Here is a 19,002-nt window from a genome sequence, read left to right on the forward strand (position 1 = left end):
ATGCGGCTGGTCGAGGGTTCGCGTACATGCCTCGAGTCACTCGCCTTGCGAGAAGTCCGTGCCGCTTGAAAAGTCGTCGCCGTACCCTCATGCGGAGTGTCTGCACTCGTTGGTGAGTCGGCCTGATGGGCTCATGCTCGCCGTAGCGGAACGATAGATCGCAAGGAACGTCCACCCACGCGCACCGACCTGCCGCAGCGTGCCCAGCGCTCGCCTGCGAGAGGCTTGTTGACGCTCCGTCAACAGACCCGTGTCGGGTCCGAGTACACGCTTCCCGGAACCGATGCGGTCTTCGACACCGGCGTCGCGCTCAGCGGCATGAGGTTCATCGGCACCGACCACGTTTTCCGATTCGGCTCGCAGCGGATGGAAGCCGTCTCGGGAGTGCTGGTCGGCCTACGTCAGCTTCTCGCGGAGAAGGATCTTCAGGGCTGTCAGTCGGCGCTTCCCGGCGTGCAGGCTGTGTGGGCGGACCGACGCCACGAGGCCGAGGTGGAATGCGGCGGAGTGATCACGATGGACACCGACGGAGCGGTGCTCGGACTGCGCCGGTGCGACCATCGCCGTTCAAGGTGCGACGCGGGCGCGCCGGCCGGGTCACCGCGGTACGGCGGACTTCATTGCCAGGTTCACCGCCACAATCGCGACGATGACAGCACCAGCGCCATGGCCGCGTAGACGAAGACCTGCGCGTAGCTGGTGCGGCAACGGAACCGCGCCAACCTGCAAGATGCTTGTTTTCCCAGGTCAGCGCTACCCGGTCCATAGTTCACACCGAAGAGGTCACTGGTTCGATCCCAGTATCGCCCACAGTGTGTTTTACCTGGTCAAACGGCCTGTCGATGATCTCATCGGCAGGCCGTTTGCGTTGCCGCGGGAGCAGATCGGGAGCACGGCGTCGAGGCCACATTCCCAACACCCAGGTCGTCACGCCACTTTCCGCTCACTCGGCCGGTCCCGGCTCCACCCACAGCCGGTTCCCGCCGGCGCTGCAGAGCCGCCAGCATCCTGGCGATCACGACGTCGGTCACATGCGAGTAGTCGTCGACGTCTTTGCGCTTGGGCCGCTGTTCACCGGACTGGCCGACTTCAGTGCGCCAGTGTGGGGCGCCGCCGTGACCACCGCTCGCCGGTGGTGGCCTCCACGACGAACTGGGCGAGGCTGTCGCGGTTGATGGCGGTGCCGCCCCGCGGGTTCTCGGCGTCGCCGACCCGGTAGTCCGGGGCCGGCGGTGCGTCGACGATCCGTGCGGGGCGGACGGCGGTCCACTTCAGCTTGCTCAGTTCCAGGACGTCTTCCATGGCTTGCATGTCGGCGTAGAGCTCGCGCATGAGGGTGCGTGCGATGGCTCGGTACCACAGCGGGTGGTTGGGGTCGTCGCATCGAACGCCGCTGGAGGAGAGCACGACGATGCGGTCGACGTGCTCTGCGGTCATCGCGGCCACGAAGTGGCGGGCGCTGCGGGAGTACAGGCCGTTGGCCTGGTGCCCGGACGGGCCGATCGCGGAGATTACGGCGTCCTGGCCGCGTATCGCGGTGTGCACGTCGTCGTGGTTGAGCACGTCGCCCTTGACGATCTCCAGTTCGGGCGTGAGTTCTCCCGATGCCGAGCGGAAGACGTCTGGATCGCGGACTACGGTGCGGACGCTGTGGCCGGTGCTGAGGGCCGCTTTGACGATGGCGCGGCCGGTGGCGCCGTTGGCGCCGAAGACAACGATCTTGCTCATGGCGTTTCCTCGCAGGAGTCCGGTCAGTGCTCTGGGTTGGCCGCGGTGCGGGGCAGCAGTGGCACGACCGCCAGGCAGGCGATGATGACGCCACTGACGACTAGGAGCGTCGTGGTCATGGCAGCGGTGATGCCGCCGCTGGTCGCTTGTGCGAGGAAGACGCTGGTGACCGTTGCGGAGCCGATGCCGTTGGCGACCTGCTGCACGGCGCTGAGCGACCCGCTGGCCGCACCGGCTTCGTGCGCTGCCACGTCTCCCAGCGCGAAGGTGAAGATGGTGCTGAAGCAGATTCCGGCGCCCAGTCCTATGACGACAGTCGCGGCGGCGTTGTGCCACCACGTCGCGTTGCTGCCGACCGCGCTCACAACGAGCAGCAGGATCCCCGTGCCCGCGAGGGCGGTGAGCAGTCCTGCGAAGACGAGCTTGCGGCCGAACCTGGGCACCAGTGCGGTGCTGATCCCCGAACCGCCCATGATGCCCGCGGTGAGCGGGATGAGGTTGATCGACGTCGTGGTCGGTGAGTAGCCGAGGCCCAGCTGGAAGAACAGCGAGATGACGTACATCAGGCCGCTGAACGCCGCGAACAGCAGAAGTCCCATGACCAGTCCCGAGGTGAAGCCGCGGTTGCGCAGCAACGAGCGCGCCAGGAGCGGCCGGTCACTGCGGGCTTGAACGCGGCAGAAGGCGGCGAAGAGGGCGACTCCGGTCGCGGTGGTGCCGATCGCGGCCGTTCCCCAGCCGTCCTCGGAACCGGTGATCAGGCCGAAGAGGAAGCCGAAGAGCGAGACGGCGAGCAGCGCGCTCGCGGTCAGGTCGACCCGAGCGGTGCGGTCGGGTTCGACGGCGGGCAGGAAGCGGAAGGCCAGCACCAGTGCCACGCCACCGACCACGACGTTGATCAGGAAGATGGGGCGCCACTGCAGGCCGAAGACGTTGGCGTCGATGAGGATGCCGCCGAGCAACGGGCCGGCGACCGCGAAGACGCCGAGCATCGGGGCGAACAGCCCGAAAGCCTTGCGCAGTGCGTCTTTCGGGAAGGTCGCGGTGATGATCGCCATGCCCTGCGGGATGAGCAGTGCGCCGAAGGTCCCCTGGGCGACCCGTGCGCCGATGAGCATGCCCGGGCCGACGGCGAGGCCGACCAGTGCTGAGGCCAGGACGAACCCGGTCAGGCCGATCAGGAAGGTCCGGCGCTGCCCGAAGCGGTCGCCGATGCGGCCGCCGACGACCAGAAGGGCGCCCAGGGCCAGGGCGTAGGACGCGCCGAGCCACTTGATCAGGCTCGGCCCGGCACCGAGGTCCGCGACCAGTGACGGCGCCGCGACGTTGGCGATGGTGGCGTCGATCAGATCCATGGCATCGGCGAGCAGGACGACAACGAGCGTCATCGCCATCGTTCGTTTTGCCGCCCTGGCAGGCGGCGGAGCTGTGGAGGTGGTGGTCATCAAGGTTCGTCCTCGGTTGAAGCAGCGTGTCGAACGCGATCGTAACGAACATGTTCGTCACGATCCAGTTCGAGGGTTGCTACGCTGATCACATGGCCCGAGAGATGCCGGTCAGCCGCCGCGAGCGGCCGGCAAAACCCGCGTTGACCCGTGACGGCATCGTGGACGCCGCGATGGCGATCCTCGCGTCAGACGGCGCTCAAGCCGTGACGATGCGCAAAGTCGCGGCGGCGCTGGACACCGGCCCTGCGTCGCTCTACGTGTACGTGCGCAACGCCACCGACCTGAACTCGCTGTTGATCGACCGGCTGATCGCGTCGCTGGACCTGTCCTGGGACGGGACCGAGCCGTGGCGCGAACGCCTGCACCGCGTGCTCGCGGACTACTCGACGATGCTGGCGGCCCACGCGGGCATCGCGCGGTCCGCGTTGTTCGTGTGGCCCGACGGACCGCACTACCTCGACCTGATCGAACTGCTGATGCGCCTGCTGACGACGGCGGGCGTCCAGCCGGAAGCGGCGGCCAGGGCGACCGACCTGCTGCTGCAACAGGCCACCGCCGCCGCGGCGGAGTGGGACGGCCGGCGGGAGAACGGCGAGCAGGAGCTCAGCGACCTCGTGAGCACGCTCGAGTCAGCCGATCCGGCACGGCATCCCACGCTCAAGCAACTCGGCTCGGCGATCTTCGTCCGAGGCAGTCATGAAGATCGAAGCGCGTGGATCATCGACACCATGCTGGACGGGATCCTCGGGGCGCGCACCCCCGGCTCCTGACCGGCAACGGCGCCGAGGCCGGATGGCCTCCCGGCGGTTCGCGCGGGAGGCCATCCGGTTCGGACGGTCAGACGTACAGCCTGGTGCCGTCCTTGGTCCAGACCAGCGTCTCCGCTTCGGCCCACGCACCGACGACCAGCGTGTCCGCGGTGTGGCCGATGTCGACGATGCCGGACCCGGGACCGCGCATCACCACCGAGAAGAACTCGCCGGCGGCCAGTTCGTAAGCCATTCCAGTCGGTTCGAAGCTCACCGTCAGGCTGGCGGCCGAGTAGGGCCCCACCTGCAACCGGACCTCCTTCTCGCCGGTCTCATCCATCGCTCATCCTCCGAGCACCTCGATGATGTGGTCCATCAGGTCCACCCTGGCTCCCGCCGCCTTGTTCGGCCGACCGCGCCCGACGCTGTCCTCGTACACCTTCTTGTAGAAGGCCTTCCACTCCTTGGCCGCGTCCACGGTCAGGCCGAGCTCACGCAACTGCGCTGCGGTCCGGGTGCCGATCAGCGCCCGCGCGCCCGCCTCGTTGACGCCCCACACCAGGTTTCCATAGACGTTGGGTGTCATGCCCGGCGGGATCAGATGCTTGGGGAACACCAAGCAGTTGTGCACGAGCAGCTGGGCGTCGGTGATGTAGTAGTTGTGGTCGCCCTCGACCTCGAAGTTGTAGACGGTCGTCACGCCGGCCATGGAGCTGATCCCGGTGATCGGACGGGCGTTGCCCGCCCGGTCGATCAGCGGGTCGCCGATCTTGAGCCGGCCCGCGTCGGTCCAGCCGCGGCCGACCACCCAGAACGGGTGCTGCGGCGTGACCTGAAGCGCGGCGCCGGCCGTGCTCACGGTCAGGATCTCGTTGGCCTGCTTGTTGAACAGCGCGGTCACCCGACGCAGACGAGACTGCCCCGACTGCAGGTCGCGAGCCCACACCCGGTCACCGACGGCGATCTGCTCGATCGGTCTCTGCCCGTCCTCTGTGGACACCGAGGTACCCGCGGGGAAGCAGTTGCAGAGCTTGATGATGTCGGCGAGGATCGAGTCGCCCTTGCCGAGGATCTTCTGCGCCAGCTGGGAACTCTCCAGGAACCTGGCGAGCCCGCCCGCGATCTTGCCGATGGCGGAGGCCACCGCGGGCAGTTTGGCGATCAACAGGATCAGCGAGGCGACGTTGACCACTGTCCACAGGCACGCCGCGACATCGCCCTCACCGAAGCACTTCTTCGCGTCGGTGTAGCCGATGACGTCGAGCAGCACCTGCCCGCCGTTCTCCACGATCCAGTCGAGGAGTCCCTTCTTCGCCGTGTCCATGGCGTTGCGGTATTCCTCGACGCAATCCTGGCCACACGCGTCGCGGAGGGCCTCTTCCTCCTCAGTGGTCAGCGCCGGCCGGTTGTCGCCCTCGCCCGACTTCTCCGCGGCTTCCTTCTGGCGCGCCTGTTCGGCCTTGCGGGCCGCTTCTTCGGCGCGGTCGGCCGCTTTGCCCGCCTCGACCGCGCTGTTGTAGGCGTTCTTGGCGGCATCGGAGGCCCTGACGGCGTGCTCAGCGGCGCTGTCGGCGGCCGCGTTCGCCGCCACCGCGTCGGCTTCGGCACGGGAGGCGGCGCCGCGAGCCGCCTCCGCGTCGGCTTCGGCGCGAGAGGCCGCGGAACGCGCCGCCGCGGCGTCACGTTCTGCGGCAGCGGCGTTCCGACCGGCGATCGCCGCGTCGTTGGCTGCCGCGTTGGCCGCGACTCTTGCTTTGCGCGCGTCCTCGTGCGCCTGGGCGTCGGCCTGGTTGGCCCGTGCCGCCGAAGCACGGGCCGCCGCACCGTCCGCAGCCGCTTCGGCCGCGGCCTTCTGGGCGTCGGCGGCGGAGCGTGCCGCCGCAGCCGACGACGTCGCCGCCGCGGCGGCGGCTTCGAAGGCCGGCTTGACTTCGGCCGCCGCTCGTTCCGCCGCCTGCTGTGCCAGCCTGGCCGCCTCGAGGGCTTCCGCGGCACGGCGTTCCGCCGCCGCGGCCTGTTCGGCACCAACGGTCTTGGCCTGCTGGGCCACCAGGACGACGAAGTCCGCGTCGATGTCCTGGCCGGTGAACGGCGTGACCACGGTGATCGCGGTGTTCGCCGGATCGGTGATCGCCTGCGACGACGCCTTGGCCGCCGACGCAGCCCGCACCGCCAGGCTCGCCTGGGTGGCGGCGGACACCGACTCGGCCGCGGCGGCGTCCGCCTCGGCTTTGGTGCGCTCGGCGGACATCTGCGCCTGCATCGCCTCGTCCGCGGCCTGGTTGGCCAGGTTCACCGCGTTCTGCGCGGCTTCCGCGGACTTGGCCTCGTTGGCGGTCGCGTCCGCCGCGGCCGAGTTCGCCCGCAACGCCGCCGCGTGCGTGGCGGCCGCTTCGGCTTCGGCTTGACCCGCCGCCGCGTTCGCCCGTGCCGCTGCGGCTTGCGCGGCCTGTGCCGCCGCGCGCGCACGTGCGGCTGCTCGAGTGGCTTCGGTCGCGGCGCCACGGGCACCCGCGGCCGCACCTGTCGCGGCATTCGCGGCGCCACGTGCCGCACCCGCCGCGCCGGCAGCCGTGTTCGCCTCACCACGTGCTTGCAGGGCTGCCTGCAGTGCGGCTGCCTCGTTCTGGGTGCCGCGACCGGCGGCTGCCATCGCCTCCATCGCCGCGGCACGTGCTTCAGCCGCACGTTGGTCCCGTTCGGCCTGATACGCGCGGTCCCGTGCCGCAGCGGCATTGCGTTCTTCGCCGTGGGCGTTGGATTCCGCTTGCGCGGCAATGCCGTCCTGCGTTTCGGCCCGCTGCCGTGCGGCGGCCGCGACGCCGGCCTGCCGCTCGGCTTCACCGCGCATCGCCCGTGCGACCGCAGCTTGCTGCTCCGCGCGAGACCGAGCCGCCGCCGCATTGGCCCGCTCGCGTTCGGCGACAGCACGCGCCGCGGCCGCGTTGGCGGCCTCGCGTTCGGCGATGATCCGTTGCTGCCGGGTTCGCTCGGCCGCGGCCCAGGCCTGTGCCTCCGCGGCTTCGGCCGCCTCCCGAGCTGCCCTGGTCCGGGCCGCCGCGTCCTTCGCCGCCTCGGCCTGCACCCGTGCGGCTTCCGCGATCTGGGCCGCGGCGCGGGCGTGTTGCTCGGCGTGCTCACGCCACTTCTTGGCCTGCTCGGCGTGCCGCTCGGCCTTCTCCTGAGCGTTGCGGGCCTGGTCGGTGAACGCCGCCGCGTCGATCGAGTGCGTGGCGGTTTCCGCGGCCAGCACGGCCGCCTGAGCCGCCTGTGCCATGCCCAGCGCCATTTGTGCCCACTGCGAGCCGTAGGGCAAGCCGACCTCGACCAGCACGCCGGCCTGGACCTGAGCCTTGGTCGCGGCCTGCTGGGCGTCCTGAGCCGCCGCGGTCGCGTCGGCCAGCTGTCGGGTCACCTCGGCTTTGACGCCGTTGAACGCGTCCACCGGGTGCTGGCCGCCGGCCTCGTTCGCGGCCAGGATCTGCTCGGCCTTGCGGGCCTCGTTGCCGGCCAGGATCAACGCGTTCGACGACCGTTGCAGCGCGCGAATCCCGTTGCCGTGCTCCACCAGCAGCACCCGGCGTGCCTCGTTGGCCCGTGCCGACCGCTTGGCCAGCTCCGAAAGCGCCTCAGCGGCCTTCTGCCGGGCTTCCTCGTCGGCCAGGAGCTTCTCCCGCGCCTCGGCGTCCTTCCTGGCCGCGTCGAGGTAACCCGTCGCGAGGAACTGCTCGATCGCCGCGTCACCGGCGTCGAGCGCGACCTGTGCCGCGCGCTTGACCTCCGGCCCGGCCACACCGACCAGCATCTGCACGCGTGCCCGGTTCTCGTTCGCCCGGTCCTGCGTGCTCTGGAGGCTCGCGGCGTCCCGCTGTTCGGCGATGGCCTTGCCGTACGTCAGGAACTGGAGGCGGTCCAGATCGGTACCGGCCAGCACGCGGTCCACTTCGGCCCGCAGATACGGCCCGCCGGTGCCGCGCAACGGTTCGATCGCGGCACGATTGCGCCGCGCCTCCTCCGCCTTGCGGTCGTCGGCTTTCTTCTTGGCGACGGTCAGGCCGCCGTTGAGAAACGCCATGATCCCCGGCCGACCGGCGGCCAGCGCGTCCTTGGCCGCGTCGCGGACTTCGGCGTCCTCGGCCAGCTCGGCGTTGTCGGCCACCAGTTGCCGCAGTCGTGGGTCACCGGTGTCCGGAACACCGGCCTGGCCGTCCCATTCCCGGTACGGATCCGGCGGCATCGGCCGTGGTGGCGCCGGATCCTCGGCAGCGGCCGCCAGCAGTTGTGACAGCTGTTGCCGCGTGTTCATCGACGTGCTGGCCGAGGCCGGATGTACCAGCCCGGCGAACACGGCGAGCGTCACCGACGCCGCCAGTGCTCTTCGGATGAGTCTCATCTTGACAGTCCCCCAGCAGTATCGGGGCCCGGCACCCGAAAACCGAGTGCCGGGCCCAGCAACGGGTCAGCTTCGGCTGGTCAGAACCTGTAGTGCCACGTCCGGCCGGTGGCCGGGTCGAAGTCGATGTTGCCGCGCTGGAACGTGCTGCGGCGCAGGTTGCCCGCCTGGAACTCGTCGGTGGTCGGATAGCCGAGGTCGACCGCTGTCTCCCAGCCGAGCGAGGCCCAGTAGTCCCGGATCGCGCCGTACACGAGATGCGCGCCCGTGCTCGGACTCCAGTAGATCGAGATGCCGCGGTCGAAGTGGTTGTAGATGCCGATTCCGTCCGGTGTGCCGGTCGTGTCCTTCACCGGCGGTGCCATCGTGTGGCCACCGGACGCGAGGTACTTGGGCAGGATCGGGGCCGAGACGTTGTGCACACCGGTGCTGGAGCTCCAGTAGGCCCGCGACTTGTCGAAATCGCGGTACCGGACGCCGCCGTCCAGGACCTCACCGGCCTTGGGGCTGCCGACGACGTTGCGCCACGGATCGTCGTTGTACCAGCGCAGCATGATCTGCGTGGTGATGACCGGGTCCGGGTCGGACGCGTTCCAGGTGGCGTCCGGCTTGAACAGGCTCGGCTGGTCCCACGCGAACTGACCGCTGTCGTTGGCGGCCCAGATCGCCGCGTCGATGTGCCGCATGTACCGGCCGGGCAGCGCTTTGGACTCCAGCGAGACCCCCGAACCGTTCAGACCCGGCTTGGCGCACCAGGTGGCGTCCCGCTTGAACTGGTCCGAGCCGTCACTGGCGTGCAGCTTCACGCGGTAGTCCTGCTGACGCAGGTAGCTGCCGACGTGTGCGCCGGACTCGAACGAGAAGCAGGCCGGATCCGCCAGCCCGGCGACGACCTTCCAGCTCGCCTCCCCCAGTGGGGCGTCCCCGGCCGTGGTGCTCGGCGTGCCCGGGGTGATCCAGGAGTCACCGCCGCCGGTGCGCACGAACCAACCCTTCGCGAGGGTTTCCTTCGTGGTGGCCATCAACGACTGGGTCAGCACGGCGTACTGCGTCTCGGACAGGAACTTCGTGACGTCCGCCGGTGTGCCGGCAAGTGCCGCGTTGGCCGCCGCGACCAGCCGTGGACGCAACCGGCTCGCCTCGGCGGCGGCCTTGATCTCGCGCACCTTCTGCCGGTCCGCTTCCTCCCGCGCGGCCTTCTCCCGTGCGGCGTCCCGCGCGTCGGCCTGGTAGATGCCGGTGTCGATGAACGCCTTCCAGTCGGCCGGGTTGCTGCTGCGCAGTGCCGTGTTGGCCGCGTTGGTGATCTCGACGTGCCGCGGCTGAGCGAGTTCCGGCGTGGTCAGCAGCTGACGGATGAAGTTGTCGTCGGTCAGCGTCAGCCAGCTCTCCGGTGCGATGACCGGCAGCACCGCGGCGGCGTTCTTCTTGGCCAGCTGTGCCGCCAGTGCGCGAGCCTTCTCCTCGCTCTCCTGCTTGGCCTTCTCGATGGCGTCGCGCTGGTCCTCGACGTGCAGGGTGTAGATCGTGGTGGTGATGAACGTCTTCCAGACGCCAGCATCCCCACCCCACGCCTCGCCGGCACCGGCCTTCACCTTCGGGCCGGTCGAGCGGCGCCACACCTGGTAGACGAAGTTCTGGTCGTTGCCGTCCAGCATCGCCGCGTCCGCCGGGATCTCCGCGAAAGCGGCCGCCTTCTGCCGCGCCTCGCGGGCCTGACGGAACTCCTCCTGCCGGCGGGCGTACTCGAGGTGATCCCGGTCGACGAAATCGTGGATCCCGGTGCGGATGAACGCGGTCGCGTCCGGCGCGTCCGGCGCGTCCACCACGATCCGGTAGACCCGGTAGGCCTCAGCCCTGGTCAGCGGGTACTTGTCCGGGTTGATCTTGTCGTACACCTTGAACACGAAGTTCTTGTCGGACAACACCAGCCACTCGTCACTCGCCTCGCCGACCTCGATCGCGCGAACCGCGCGAACCTTCTCCACCTCGGAGGACTCCGGCACCGCCGTCGCCTTCGGATCCGGATTCTCCTGCGGGACGGCCATCACCTGGCCGGTCGGCAGGTTCTGCGCGGTGGACTGCGGCGGGATCTTGTCGTTCGGCTGGTCCGCGTGAGCGGTCATCGGCGCCAGCAGGCTCATCGCGACGAAGCCGGCGACGAGACCGGTGGTGGTCAACCGTCTACTTTGGACTCTTCGGACACGCATTCCCCAGTACCCCTCTTCATCGATGAGGATGTCAGCGGTTGTTCTCGACGCGCTGTTCGCCGGCGAGGGCGTCTTGCAGCAAAGCGTTCCAGTACGCCGCCTGCTGCCCCGCGCTCGTGCGTTCGGCCTGCCAGGCGGCCTCGGACACCGTGGCCGGATCGATGATCGACGTCCAGTTCGGACCCTGTGCGGCCTGCGCCGCGAGCAGCACCGCGTGCCAGTTCTCAGCCTGACGGTGAGCGAACTCCTGGGCCTCGGACCAACTGGACCGGGCCGGCGCGGTCTGCGAACCCACCTGCTGCCACGCGCGAACGGCCGCGGCCTTCGCCTGTTCCCTGGTCTCGCCGGACGCCTCCAGGGCGGCCTTCTCGGCCGCTTCGGCGTCGGCGACCAGCCGGACGATGGTGGCCCGCCAGTTCATGTTGTCGACGATCAGGCTCTGCCGGAACACTTCCAGGTCCAACCGGGCACCCGTCGCCCAGCCGTAGGCGAAGAACTCGGCCATGTCGTCATCGGTCGAACCGTCTCGCACGGCGTACGACGCACTTAGCCTGACCTGCGCACCAGGGTCGCTTGTGGACAGTGTGCGCACGAAGTCGCGGTCGCGCTGGAGCAACGCCCGTTTCTGCTCACCCACCGTGTCGCGGTAGACCCGGTCACGAGCCCTGGCGGCCTCGTAACCGCTGCGCACGAAGGTCTCCCGCTCGGAATCCGCGACACCCGCGCCCAGCAGGCGTTTGGCCTCCGCGTGCACCTCGGGCGAGTACTCGGCGGTGGTCGTGTCGTAAACCCGCCGGATGAAATCGAGATTCCGGTTGCGACGTTCCTCCGCACGGCGTACCGCGTAGTCGTAGCCGGTAGCGATGAACTCCGCGATGGCCTGCTCAGGTGCGCTGCTGACCAGCGCCGACCACGCCGCCGTGCGAACCGTGCTGTAGGGGTGCGCGCTCGCCAGGTAGCGCACCCATATCCAGTCGTCGGAAGGCTGCGCGTCACGCGGAGACGCGCTCACCACCCGCTGATCGGCGTACGCCGCCGGCGAAACGCCCGTAGGAACAACAGAAACCGTTGCGGCAGCGCAAAGCGCGCATGCCAAATAACGCCAAACCCCAGTCAAATCCGGCCCCCAGTAGCCATCCCCCCACCGCTCACTGTAGGCCACGCAACGTCGGTGTGCTAGCCGCCGTTCAGCGCCGTTGAGTGCCGAGCAGCCTTGGCGCGCAGCAGGGCGAGGGCGAACAGTCCCGCCGGGATGATCAGCCAGCAGGAGAACAGCCGGTAGCCGAGGACGACGGCCGCGGCAGGAGCCTCGTGCGCACCCGCCGCGATCAGCCCGGTGAGCAGGCTCGCCTCGATCATGCCCATCCCACCGGGCGTCAGCGGCACCTGACGCACCAGTTGGACGACCACGTACGCCGTGCCCACCTCGAAGAAGGTCAGCGGCAGGTGGAACGCCTGCGCGACAGCGGCCAGGCAGCACATGTCGGCCAGCCAGTTGACCATCGCGAAGAGGAGTGCGCCGCGCCGGTAGCGCGTCGGCAGGGTCACCATCGCCGTCACCGCGTGCCGCGCGCTCGCCCGCCAGCCGCTCGACGTCCAGTCGTCCTCGGATCCGGGGACGTCCTGCGAGTCAGGCCCGCGCCGGCAGATCGCTTCCCACACCGCGAACAGCAGCAGGACGACCAGGACGGCCACCGCGACCACCGAGGCGACCGGGTGCGTCTGCCAGGTGTCCCGCGGGTGCGCCGCCAGCAGGATGAGGAATCCGAACAGGCACAGCAGTGCCAGACCCGCCGTCGACAACACTCCGGACAGCAGGAGCACGGTCGCCGCGACCTCGGTGCTGGCCCCCGCCTTGCGGAACGCCTTGAAGGCGAACCCCGCCGAGACCGCCGACCCCGCAGGCATGCTGATGGCGATGGCCGAACGTCCGTACGTCACGGCGATCGACCGCCAGATCCTCAGCGACACGCCGAAACCCCGCAGGAGCCACCACTGCTGGCGGGCGAACATCCTCATCGAGACCAGTTCGGCCACCAGCGCCACCAGCAGCCAGCCGGCGTCGGCCGTCCGGATGACCGGCACCAGGTCGGACATCTTCGGCAGCGACCGGTACACCAGCGCGCCCGCCGCAACGAGTGCCACCGCGGTGAGCATTGGTCTCCACCAACGTCTCATCCACTTCTCCCGAAACTTACTAGACGTGATAGTTCCGTTTCGGTGACGGTAGACCTGCCGCCCCACCGGCACAACCAGGGGTCCCGTGTCGCTCCCGCAGTCGGCCAATCGGCCGAACCGCGTCGAGGCCGTCCGCGACGCCGCGCAGCACACCGTCCGCGGGCCCCTCGCCGTCCGGTGCCCGCGGCCGGTACCGCCGTGCCGTGCCACGCGCGTGCCGACGCCTTCACGCCACCATGAGCTGCTCGATCCGCGCGGCGAGCTTGGCGACGGTGAGCGCGTCGAAGAGGTCGGTGATGGACAGCTTGACGCCGTACCTCTTGTTGATCTGACGCACGCTGGTGAACATCATGATCGAGTGTGCCCCGTAGTCGAGCAGTGAGCGGCCGGGGTCGACCCGCGCCACGTTCAGCAACTGGGCCCACATTCCCGCGAGCTCGGCCTCCAGCTCGTTCGCACACTCGGCGGGTGAGTCCACAGCGGACTGATCGAACCGCGCGTCGCGCAGCAGGGCGACGCGGTCGAACTTGCCGTTGCCGGTGGTGGGAATCCGGTCCACCAGCAGGACGTGCGCCGGCACCACGTAGTCCGGCAGCCCGGCGCGCAGGGTGTCCCGCAAGCGGGAACCCTCGATGTCCTCGGTGACCGCGAACAGGACGATCTCCTTGCCGCCGTTGACATCCCGCACGGCGGCCACGGCCGCGCGCACACCTGGTATCGCGCGGGCGACGCTCTCGACCTCGCCGAGCTCCACCCGGAAACCGCGGATCTTGACCTGGTCGTCGTCGCGGCCGAGGAAGACCAGCGTCCCGGTCTCGTCACGCAGCACCTGGTCGCCGGTGCGGTACATCGTCCCGCCGTCGCCGCGGAAGCGGTCCGGCAGGAACGCCTTGGCGGTCCGCGTCTCGTCGTTGATGTAGCCGAGCGCCGGGCACGCGCCGCCGAGGTACAGCTCGCCCGCGACGCCGGTGGGGGCGAGGTGGCCGGTCACATCGACGACGTACGCGGTCACGCCGGTGAGCGGATCGCCGATGGGCGCGTGGTCCGGCCAGTCCGTGCCGGGTGCGGTGAACCGCGCGGTGGTCACCGCGTGCGTCTCCGTCGGGCCGTAAAGGTTGATGAGGGTGCAGTGCGGGTGCGCGTCGAAGAGCTCGCGGATGTCCTGGTCGATGATCAACTGCTCGCCGGACACGCACAGGTGCGTCAGGTGTTCCAGCCGGACGGCCGCGTCCGCGACCGCCTGGGCGAGCGGGCGCAACGCGGCCACCGGCAGGTACAGGTGGGTGACGCGGGCCTGCCGGACGTGCTCGACCAGTGCGGTGAAGTCCTGGCGCCGCACCGAATCCCGCGAGACGATCGTGCCGCCTCCGCACAACGTCGGGACGATCTCCTGGAACGACACGTCGAATCCCAGTGGCGCGTACTGCATGAACCGGGTTTCCGGTCCCATGTCCAGCGCGGCCAGCTGCCAGGCGGTGAGGTTGCGCAACGCGCTCTGCGCCATGTGGATGCCCTTGGGCCTGCCCGTCGACCCCGAGGTGAACATGACGTACGTCGCCTCCGCGTCGGTGGTGACCGCGCTGCCGTGCGACGACGGCAGCAGGTCCGCCACCGCCACGGAACGCACACCGGGCAACGTGATGGCACCGATCAGCACGCGGCATCCCGCGGTGGTGGCCATGTATTCCAGGCGATCCGCGGGCAGCGCGCCGTCCAGCGGCAGGTAGGCGGCTCCGGTGCGCATCACGGCGAGCATCGCGGTCGTGGTGTCGGCGAGGGTGTCGAGGTTCAGCCCGACGACGTCGCCGGAGCGCACCCCGAGCTCGCGCAACGCGGCGGCCGCGCGGCCGGCCCTGGCGTCCAGCTCGGCGTAGCTGATCCGCTCACCCGCTTCCTCGATCGCGATCCGCTCCGGCTGCCGTGCCGTCACCTCGCGGATCCAGTCGACGAGCGAGTGCGTCGCCGGCTCCCGCCAGTACCCGTCCGCGGTCACCGACTCCTGCCGGGACGCGTCCTCGAACAGGCCGGCCAGCGCGACGGCCGGGTCTGCGGCCGCCCGGTCGACCGCGGTCCGCAGCGACGCCAGCACCGCGTGCCCCGCCCCCGCCCCGACCAGTTCCCGGTCGTACTCCAGCTCGATCCGCCACCCGTCGTCGAGGGCGGTGACACCGACCCACAGGTCGAACTTGGCGGTGTGGTTGCCGTGGGAGCGCACCGAGCGCACTTCTTCCGGCCAGGCAGGCACGTCGTACAGGGCGAACAGGGCGTTGAACACGGGGTTCCGGTTGCCGACCCGCTCCGGGTTGAGGCGCTCGACCACCTGGTTGAAGGCGACCTTGCCGCGCTCCCTGGTGAACTCCACCTCCTGGCGCACCGCGGACCGGGCGAAGTCTCCGAACCCGGCCTCCCAGTCCAGCCCGACGCGCACCGGCAAGGTGTTGACGAAGAAACCGGCGAGGCCGATCGCGCCGAAGGTGCGGCGGTTGTAGAAGACGTTCGCGATGGTCACGTCCTCGCTCGCGCTGTGCCTGCCCACCGCGGCGCTCAGCACCGACATGAAGAACTCGTAGGGCGTGATGCCGTGTTGCCGGCAGACAAGGCGAATCGCCTCGCCGCCGACCTCGCAGGTCAGCCGCTCCCCCAGGAACCGCGTCTCGACCGGTCGCTGTGGATGCGGGTGCAGGGTCACCTGTGCGGCGTGCCGCAGGCGCTCGGCCAGCTCGTCGGCCTGCGCGGCGGTCTCCGGTGAGCTCGCGATGCGCTCGTGCGCGGCGAACTCGGCCGCGTACTGCGCGTCCCTGGTCAGCCGCAGCTCGGCGAGCTCTTCCGGCGCCGGGTCGCCGGCGAGAATCCGGTGCAGGTCCTCGAGAACCGGCAGCAGGGAGAAGTGGCAGAACACGATGTGGTGGACGCCGAACACGAGCACGGCCCGTTCCGGCGAGTACAGGTAGACGGCCCGGTAGAGCGGTCCCGCGTACGGATCGAAGTGGACGGCGCCCACCTCGTCGACGACGGCGCGCACCTGGTCCGCGACGAACTCCCTGCACTCGAACGGGAAGCCGGCGTCCTCGGGCGGATCGACGAGCACCGCGTGCGGCGCGGGCGCTTCGCGGAAGAGCGTGCGCAGCGCCGGTTGCGTCCACGTGGTCTTGCGCAACGCCTCCCGCAGCAGCTCCGGCGCGAGCGGCCGGGTCAGTTCGATCTCGTAGGTCAGGTTGTACAGGTGCCGTGCGGGGATCTGCTGGTCCAGCACCAGCAGACCCAGCTGTGAGGCGGTGATCGGAAGCGCGCCCACGGCGGCAGGCCTGCTGACGACGGTGGTCACGAGTCGCTCCTCACTGAGCCGGCCGCGGTGTCGGCGAGCCGCCGGCGGTCGATCTTTCCGTTGCTGTTGCGGGGGAACTCGCGCACCGGCAGGTAGTGCCGCGGGTGCATGTACACCGGCAGCCTGGCCGCGGCGAGCGCCGCGAGGTCCGGTTCGGCGACGTCACCGGTGAACATGACGACGAGCTCCACCTCACCGCTGCCGGCCGTCGCGGGCAGCACGACCACCTCGCCGACGCCGGGGTGGCCGCGCAGCACGGCCTCCACCTCGCCCGGTTCGACCCGGTAACCGCGGATCTTCACCTGGTTGTCCAGCCGGTCGAGGTGCACGAGCACGCCGTCCTCGAACCGGACCCGGTCGCCCGTGCGGTACCAGCGCTGCCCGTCGACGACGGCGAAGCGGCCCTCGTCGCGCGAGCTGTCGAGGTAGCCGTCGAACACCTGGGGACCGCTGACGAGGAGCTCGCCTTCGGTGGCGGGGAGGCTCGCGGCGTCGACGACCAGGACGCGCGCGCCGGGGAACGCGGAGCCGATCGGCACGGAGTGGTTGCTCGTGCCCGGCCAGTCCGCCGGGTCCTCCGGCAGCCGGTACCCGGTGCACGCCACCGTCGCCTCGGTGGGGCCGTAGAGGTTGCTGATCCGGCTCGCCGGCGCCGCGACGGACCAGGCACGGGCCTGCGCGACGGTCAGTTGCTCGCCGAGGAACACGCTGTGCCGCAACAACGGCAGCGCGCCGGGAGTGAGCATCCGCAGCCGCTCGGCGACCGAGACCGCGGACGGCACGGAACACCAGTGCGTCAGGCGGAGCTCGGCGGCGTACCGCACCGGGTTGAGCAGCTCCATCGGCGAGCGCGGCGGCACGAGCGTCGCCCCCGCGCCCCAGGTGGCGAACATCTCCAGCACCGAGATGTCGAAGGTGAGGTCGGCGGTGCTGGGCATGCGACAGCCCGGCCCGAGCTCGATCGCGCCGATCACGTGCCGCAGGAAGGCGGACACGGCGTGGTGCCGGATCGCGACCCCCTTGGGCTCACCGGTGGATCCGGAGGTGAACAGCAGGTAGGCGGGCCGGTCGGCGGGAGGCTGCCGCACCTCGGTCGTGCCTTCGGTCGTCACGGTGGACATGTCGAGCGCGCCGGGCAGGTCGTGGCCCTCGGTGAGCACGACCTCGACGCCCGCCGCCGCGCACACCCGGAGGTTGCGTTCGACGGGATGAGCCGGGTTCAACGGCACGACCGTCGCTCCGAGCCGGAGCGCGGCGAGGTAGCCGGCGCACGCGTCAGCGGTGCGCGCGGCCAGCAGACCGACGACGGTGGGAGCGCCGGCTTCCACCAGCCGTGCGGCCAGTGACTCGGCTCGCCGGCTCAGCCGCGCGTAGCTGTGGACCTCGCCCGCCACCTCGAGCGCGGGCGCGTCCGGGCACGCGCGGACCGAGCGGTCGAACCACGAGTACAACGTGTCCGGTGTCATGACGCCTCCTGCAACGGGGTCAGCAGCTCGATGGCGACGGCGAAACTGTTGTCCACAAGGGACGGACGTGGTCGGCCTCGCTCGAACGACTCGACGGCGAAGCGCAACGACTTGACCAGCTGCCACCAAGCCTCCGCCGCCTCACCGGCCTCGCCGGCGGTCGCCTGGCCCGTCGCGGCGAGCCAGCGCAGCCGGTGGTCCTGGTGCCGGGCGGCGGCCCACACGTCCTCGTGGTTCGCCGCGGCCTCGGCGGGGTCGGCGGTGAACCAGTCCCTGAGGTGCGCCAGCGCCGCCGTGCCGGTCACCCACTCCCCCGGCGTGGTGGCCTCGCGCGTGCTCTGCCGGGTCAGCCAGCGCAGGTGCGTGTGGGGCGGTGGTTCGACGCGGTCGCCGAACACGTACGCGTCGCGCAGCAGTTGCGCCGGAGTCGGGTCGGCGGGCGTGCGCATGGCGGTGATCAGAGCGTCGTCGGTGATCCAGCCGGTGAACGGGAGCTTCTCCCCACACGGCAGCAACGCCGCGAACCGGTCGACGACGTGCCACCTCCCGGTTTCCCGCCCGTCCAGGAGGATCCAGTGCGAGCCGGCACCGACCACCAGCACCCGGCCGTGCCGTCGCAGCTCGGTTTCCACCGCCGCGAGCGCCTCGCCGGGCGCACCGCTGGACCGGTAGCCGAGCGACGTGCCGTCGGACAGGAGCGCCAGCGAACGGCCGTGGTGCGAGAACTCGGGCCGCGCCGTGTCCACCCGCACCGCCAGCCGCACGGACCGGGCGATGTGGGCGCGCACGTCGGGGTGGTCACCGGCCAGGTAGGCGGCGAGGTTGGCGGTGTAGCAGCTCAGTTCAGCGGTCATCGATCTTCCTGTCCCGGTTCGGTGAAGGCACAGCTGAACGGGACCGCCGAGTGCTCCCGCAACGCGACCCAGTCCACCTGGTTCCAGCTGCCGCCCGGCTGGCCCGGCGCGACCGGGACCGTCCACGGCAGACCGCCGAGTCCCTCGCCCGTCGCCTTGACGCACGCCTCCTGCGCCGACCAGACCCAGGCGAACTCCAGTGCGCGGACGTCCTCGGGCAGCGCCGCGAGCCCGGCGGCGTCCGCGGCGGCACAACACCGCGCGATCACCTGCGCCGACACCCCGACCGGCACCTGCACGTCCACCCCGACCGCCCGGCCGGGACTCACCGCGGCCGCCACCCACCCGGCGGAGTGCGACAGGCTGACGCCGACACCGGGCAGCCCCGGAAGCCACGGCCGCCCGGACCCGTGGTGCGCGATCGGGCCGTCGTGCGGCCGTCCGGTGTCCGCGAGCAGGGTCCGCAGCAAGGTCCGCGCGGCCAGGTACTCCTCGGCGCGCCACGGCGGCAGGCCGGACGCGGCGGCGCGGTCGGACGCGGCCACGGGCAGGTCGGCGAGAACCCGGTCCGTGCGGCGCACCGCGCACACCACACCGGGGGAAACCTCGATGGTGGTCATGGGGCGGCCCGGCCAACGCTCGCAACCGGCT

Annotated in this window: 13 protein-coding genes; 2 read left to right on the forward strand and 11 right to left on the reverse strand. The window is 70.4% G+C overall.

Features of this window, described 5'->3' with window-relative positions; all coding sequences use genetic code 11:
* Window positions 1-225 precede the first annotated feature (225 nt).
* Window positions 226-678 carry a hypothetical protein gene (locus ACWEIJ_RS37465; RefSeq protein WP_449842005.1) on the forward strand — a complete coding sequence of 151 codons (453 nt, stop codon included), beginning with the start codon at window positions 226-228 and terminating at the stop codon, window positions 676-678.
* Window positions 679-1,089: 411 nt separating this feature from the next.
* Here ACWEIJ_RS37465 and ACWEIJ_RS37470 read toward each other — a convergent pair whose 3' ends face one another.
* Entirely contained in the window at window positions 1,090-1,728 is a 639-nt protein-coding gene (locus ACWEIJ_RS37470) for an NAD(P)-dependent oxidoreductase (protein ID WP_449842006.1), read from the reverse strand.
* Window positions 1,729-1,751: 23 nt separating this feature from the next.
* On the reverse strand, window positions 1,752-3,116 hold the full coding sequence (locus ACWEIJ_RS37475; protein WP_449842007.1) for an MFS transporter: 1,365 nt from the start codon (window positions 3,114-3,116) through the stop codon (window positions 1,752-1,754).
* A gap of 149 nt (window positions 3,117-3,265) precedes the next feature.
* Here ACWEIJ_RS37475 and ACWEIJ_RS37480 point away from each other — a divergent pair, with 149 nt between their 5' ends.
* On the forward strand, window positions 3,266-3,946 hold the full coding sequence (locus tag ACWEIJ_RS37480; protein ID WP_449842008.1) for a TetR/AcrR family transcriptional regulator: 681 nt from the start codon (window positions 3,266-3,268) through the stop codon (window positions 3,944-3,946).
* A 67-nt stretch (window positions 3,947-4,013) separates the two neighbouring features.
* Here ACWEIJ_RS37480 and ACWEIJ_RS37485 read toward each other — a convergent pair whose 3' ends face one another.
* The 9 genes from ACWEIJ_RS37485 to ACWEIJ_RS37525 all read right to left on the reverse strand — a co-directional run bounded on the left by ACWEIJ_RS37485 (window position 4,014) and on the right by ACWEIJ_RS37525 (window position 18,971).
* Complete coding sequence (locus tag ACWEIJ_RS37485) at window positions 4,014-4,265, reverse strand: hypothetical protein (RefSeq protein ID WP_449842009.1); 252 nt, start codon at window positions 4,263-4,265, stop codon at window positions 4,014-4,016.
* Window positions 4,266-4,268: 3 nt separating this feature from the next.
* Window positions 4,269-8,318, reverse strand: coding sequence for a polymorphic toxin-type HINT domain-containing protein (locus tag ACWEIJ_RS37490; RefSeq protein ID WP_449842010.1), 4,050 nt, complete (start codon window positions 8,316-8,318; stop codon window positions 4,269-4,271).
* Window positions 8,319-8,398: 80 nt separating this feature from the next.
* On the reverse strand, window positions 8,399-10,498 hold the full coding sequence (locus tag ACWEIJ_RS37495; RefSeq protein ID WP_449842011.1) for an AbfB domain-containing protein: 2,100 nt from the start codon (window positions 10,496-10,498) through the stop codon (window positions 8,399-8,401).
* A gap of 61 nt (window positions 10,499-10,559) precedes the next feature.
* Window positions 10,560-11,540 (reverse strand): hypothetical protein, encoded by a 981-nt coding sequence (locus ACWEIJ_RS37500; protein WP_449842012.1) that lies wholly within the window; start codon window positions 11,538-11,540, stop codon window positions 10,560-10,562.
* Between the two features lie 164 nt (window positions 11,541-11,704).
* Entirely contained in the window at window positions 11,705-12,673 is a 969-nt protein-coding gene (locus ACWEIJ_RS37505) for a lysylphosphatidylglycerol synthase transmembrane domain-containing protein (RefSeq protein ID WP_449842013.1), read from the reverse strand.
* Between the two features lie 259 nt (window positions 12,674-12,932).
* The gene (locus tag ACWEIJ_RS37510) at window positions 12,933-16,031 is read right to left on the reverse strand and encodes a non-ribosomal peptide synthetase (RefSeq protein WP_449842014.1); all 3,099 of its coding nucleotides are present in this window, start codon (window positions 16,029-16,031) and stop codon (window positions 12,933-12,935) included.
* Window positions 16,028-17,497: an AMP-binding protein gene (locus ACWEIJ_RS37515; protein WP_449842015.1), complete on the reverse strand. Its 1,470-nt coding sequence runs from the start codon at window positions 17,495-17,497 to the stop codon at window positions 16,028-16,030. The genes ACWEIJ_RS37510 and ACWEIJ_RS37515 overlap by 4 nt, the downstream gene beginning before the upstream one ends.
* Window positions 17,494-18,351, reverse strand: a complete 858-nt coding sequence (locus ACWEIJ_RS37520; RefSeq protein WP_449842016.1) for a hypothetical protein — start codon at window positions 18,349-18,351, stop codon at window positions 17,494-17,496. Before ACWEIJ_RS37520 ends, ACWEIJ_RS37515 begins: the two co-directional genes overlap by 4 nt.
* The gene (locus ACWEIJ_RS37525) at window positions 18,348-18,971 is read right to left on the reverse strand and encodes a 4'-phosphopantetheinyl transferase family protein (protein ID WP_449842017.1); all 624 of its coding nucleotides are present in this window, start codon (window positions 18,969-18,971) and stop codon (window positions 18,348-18,350) included. Before ACWEIJ_RS37525 ends, ACWEIJ_RS37520 begins: the two co-directional genes overlap by 4 nt.
* Window positions 18,972-19,002: the final 31 nt, after the last annotated feature.

The organism is Lentzea sp. NPDC004789 (assembly GCF_053601075.1).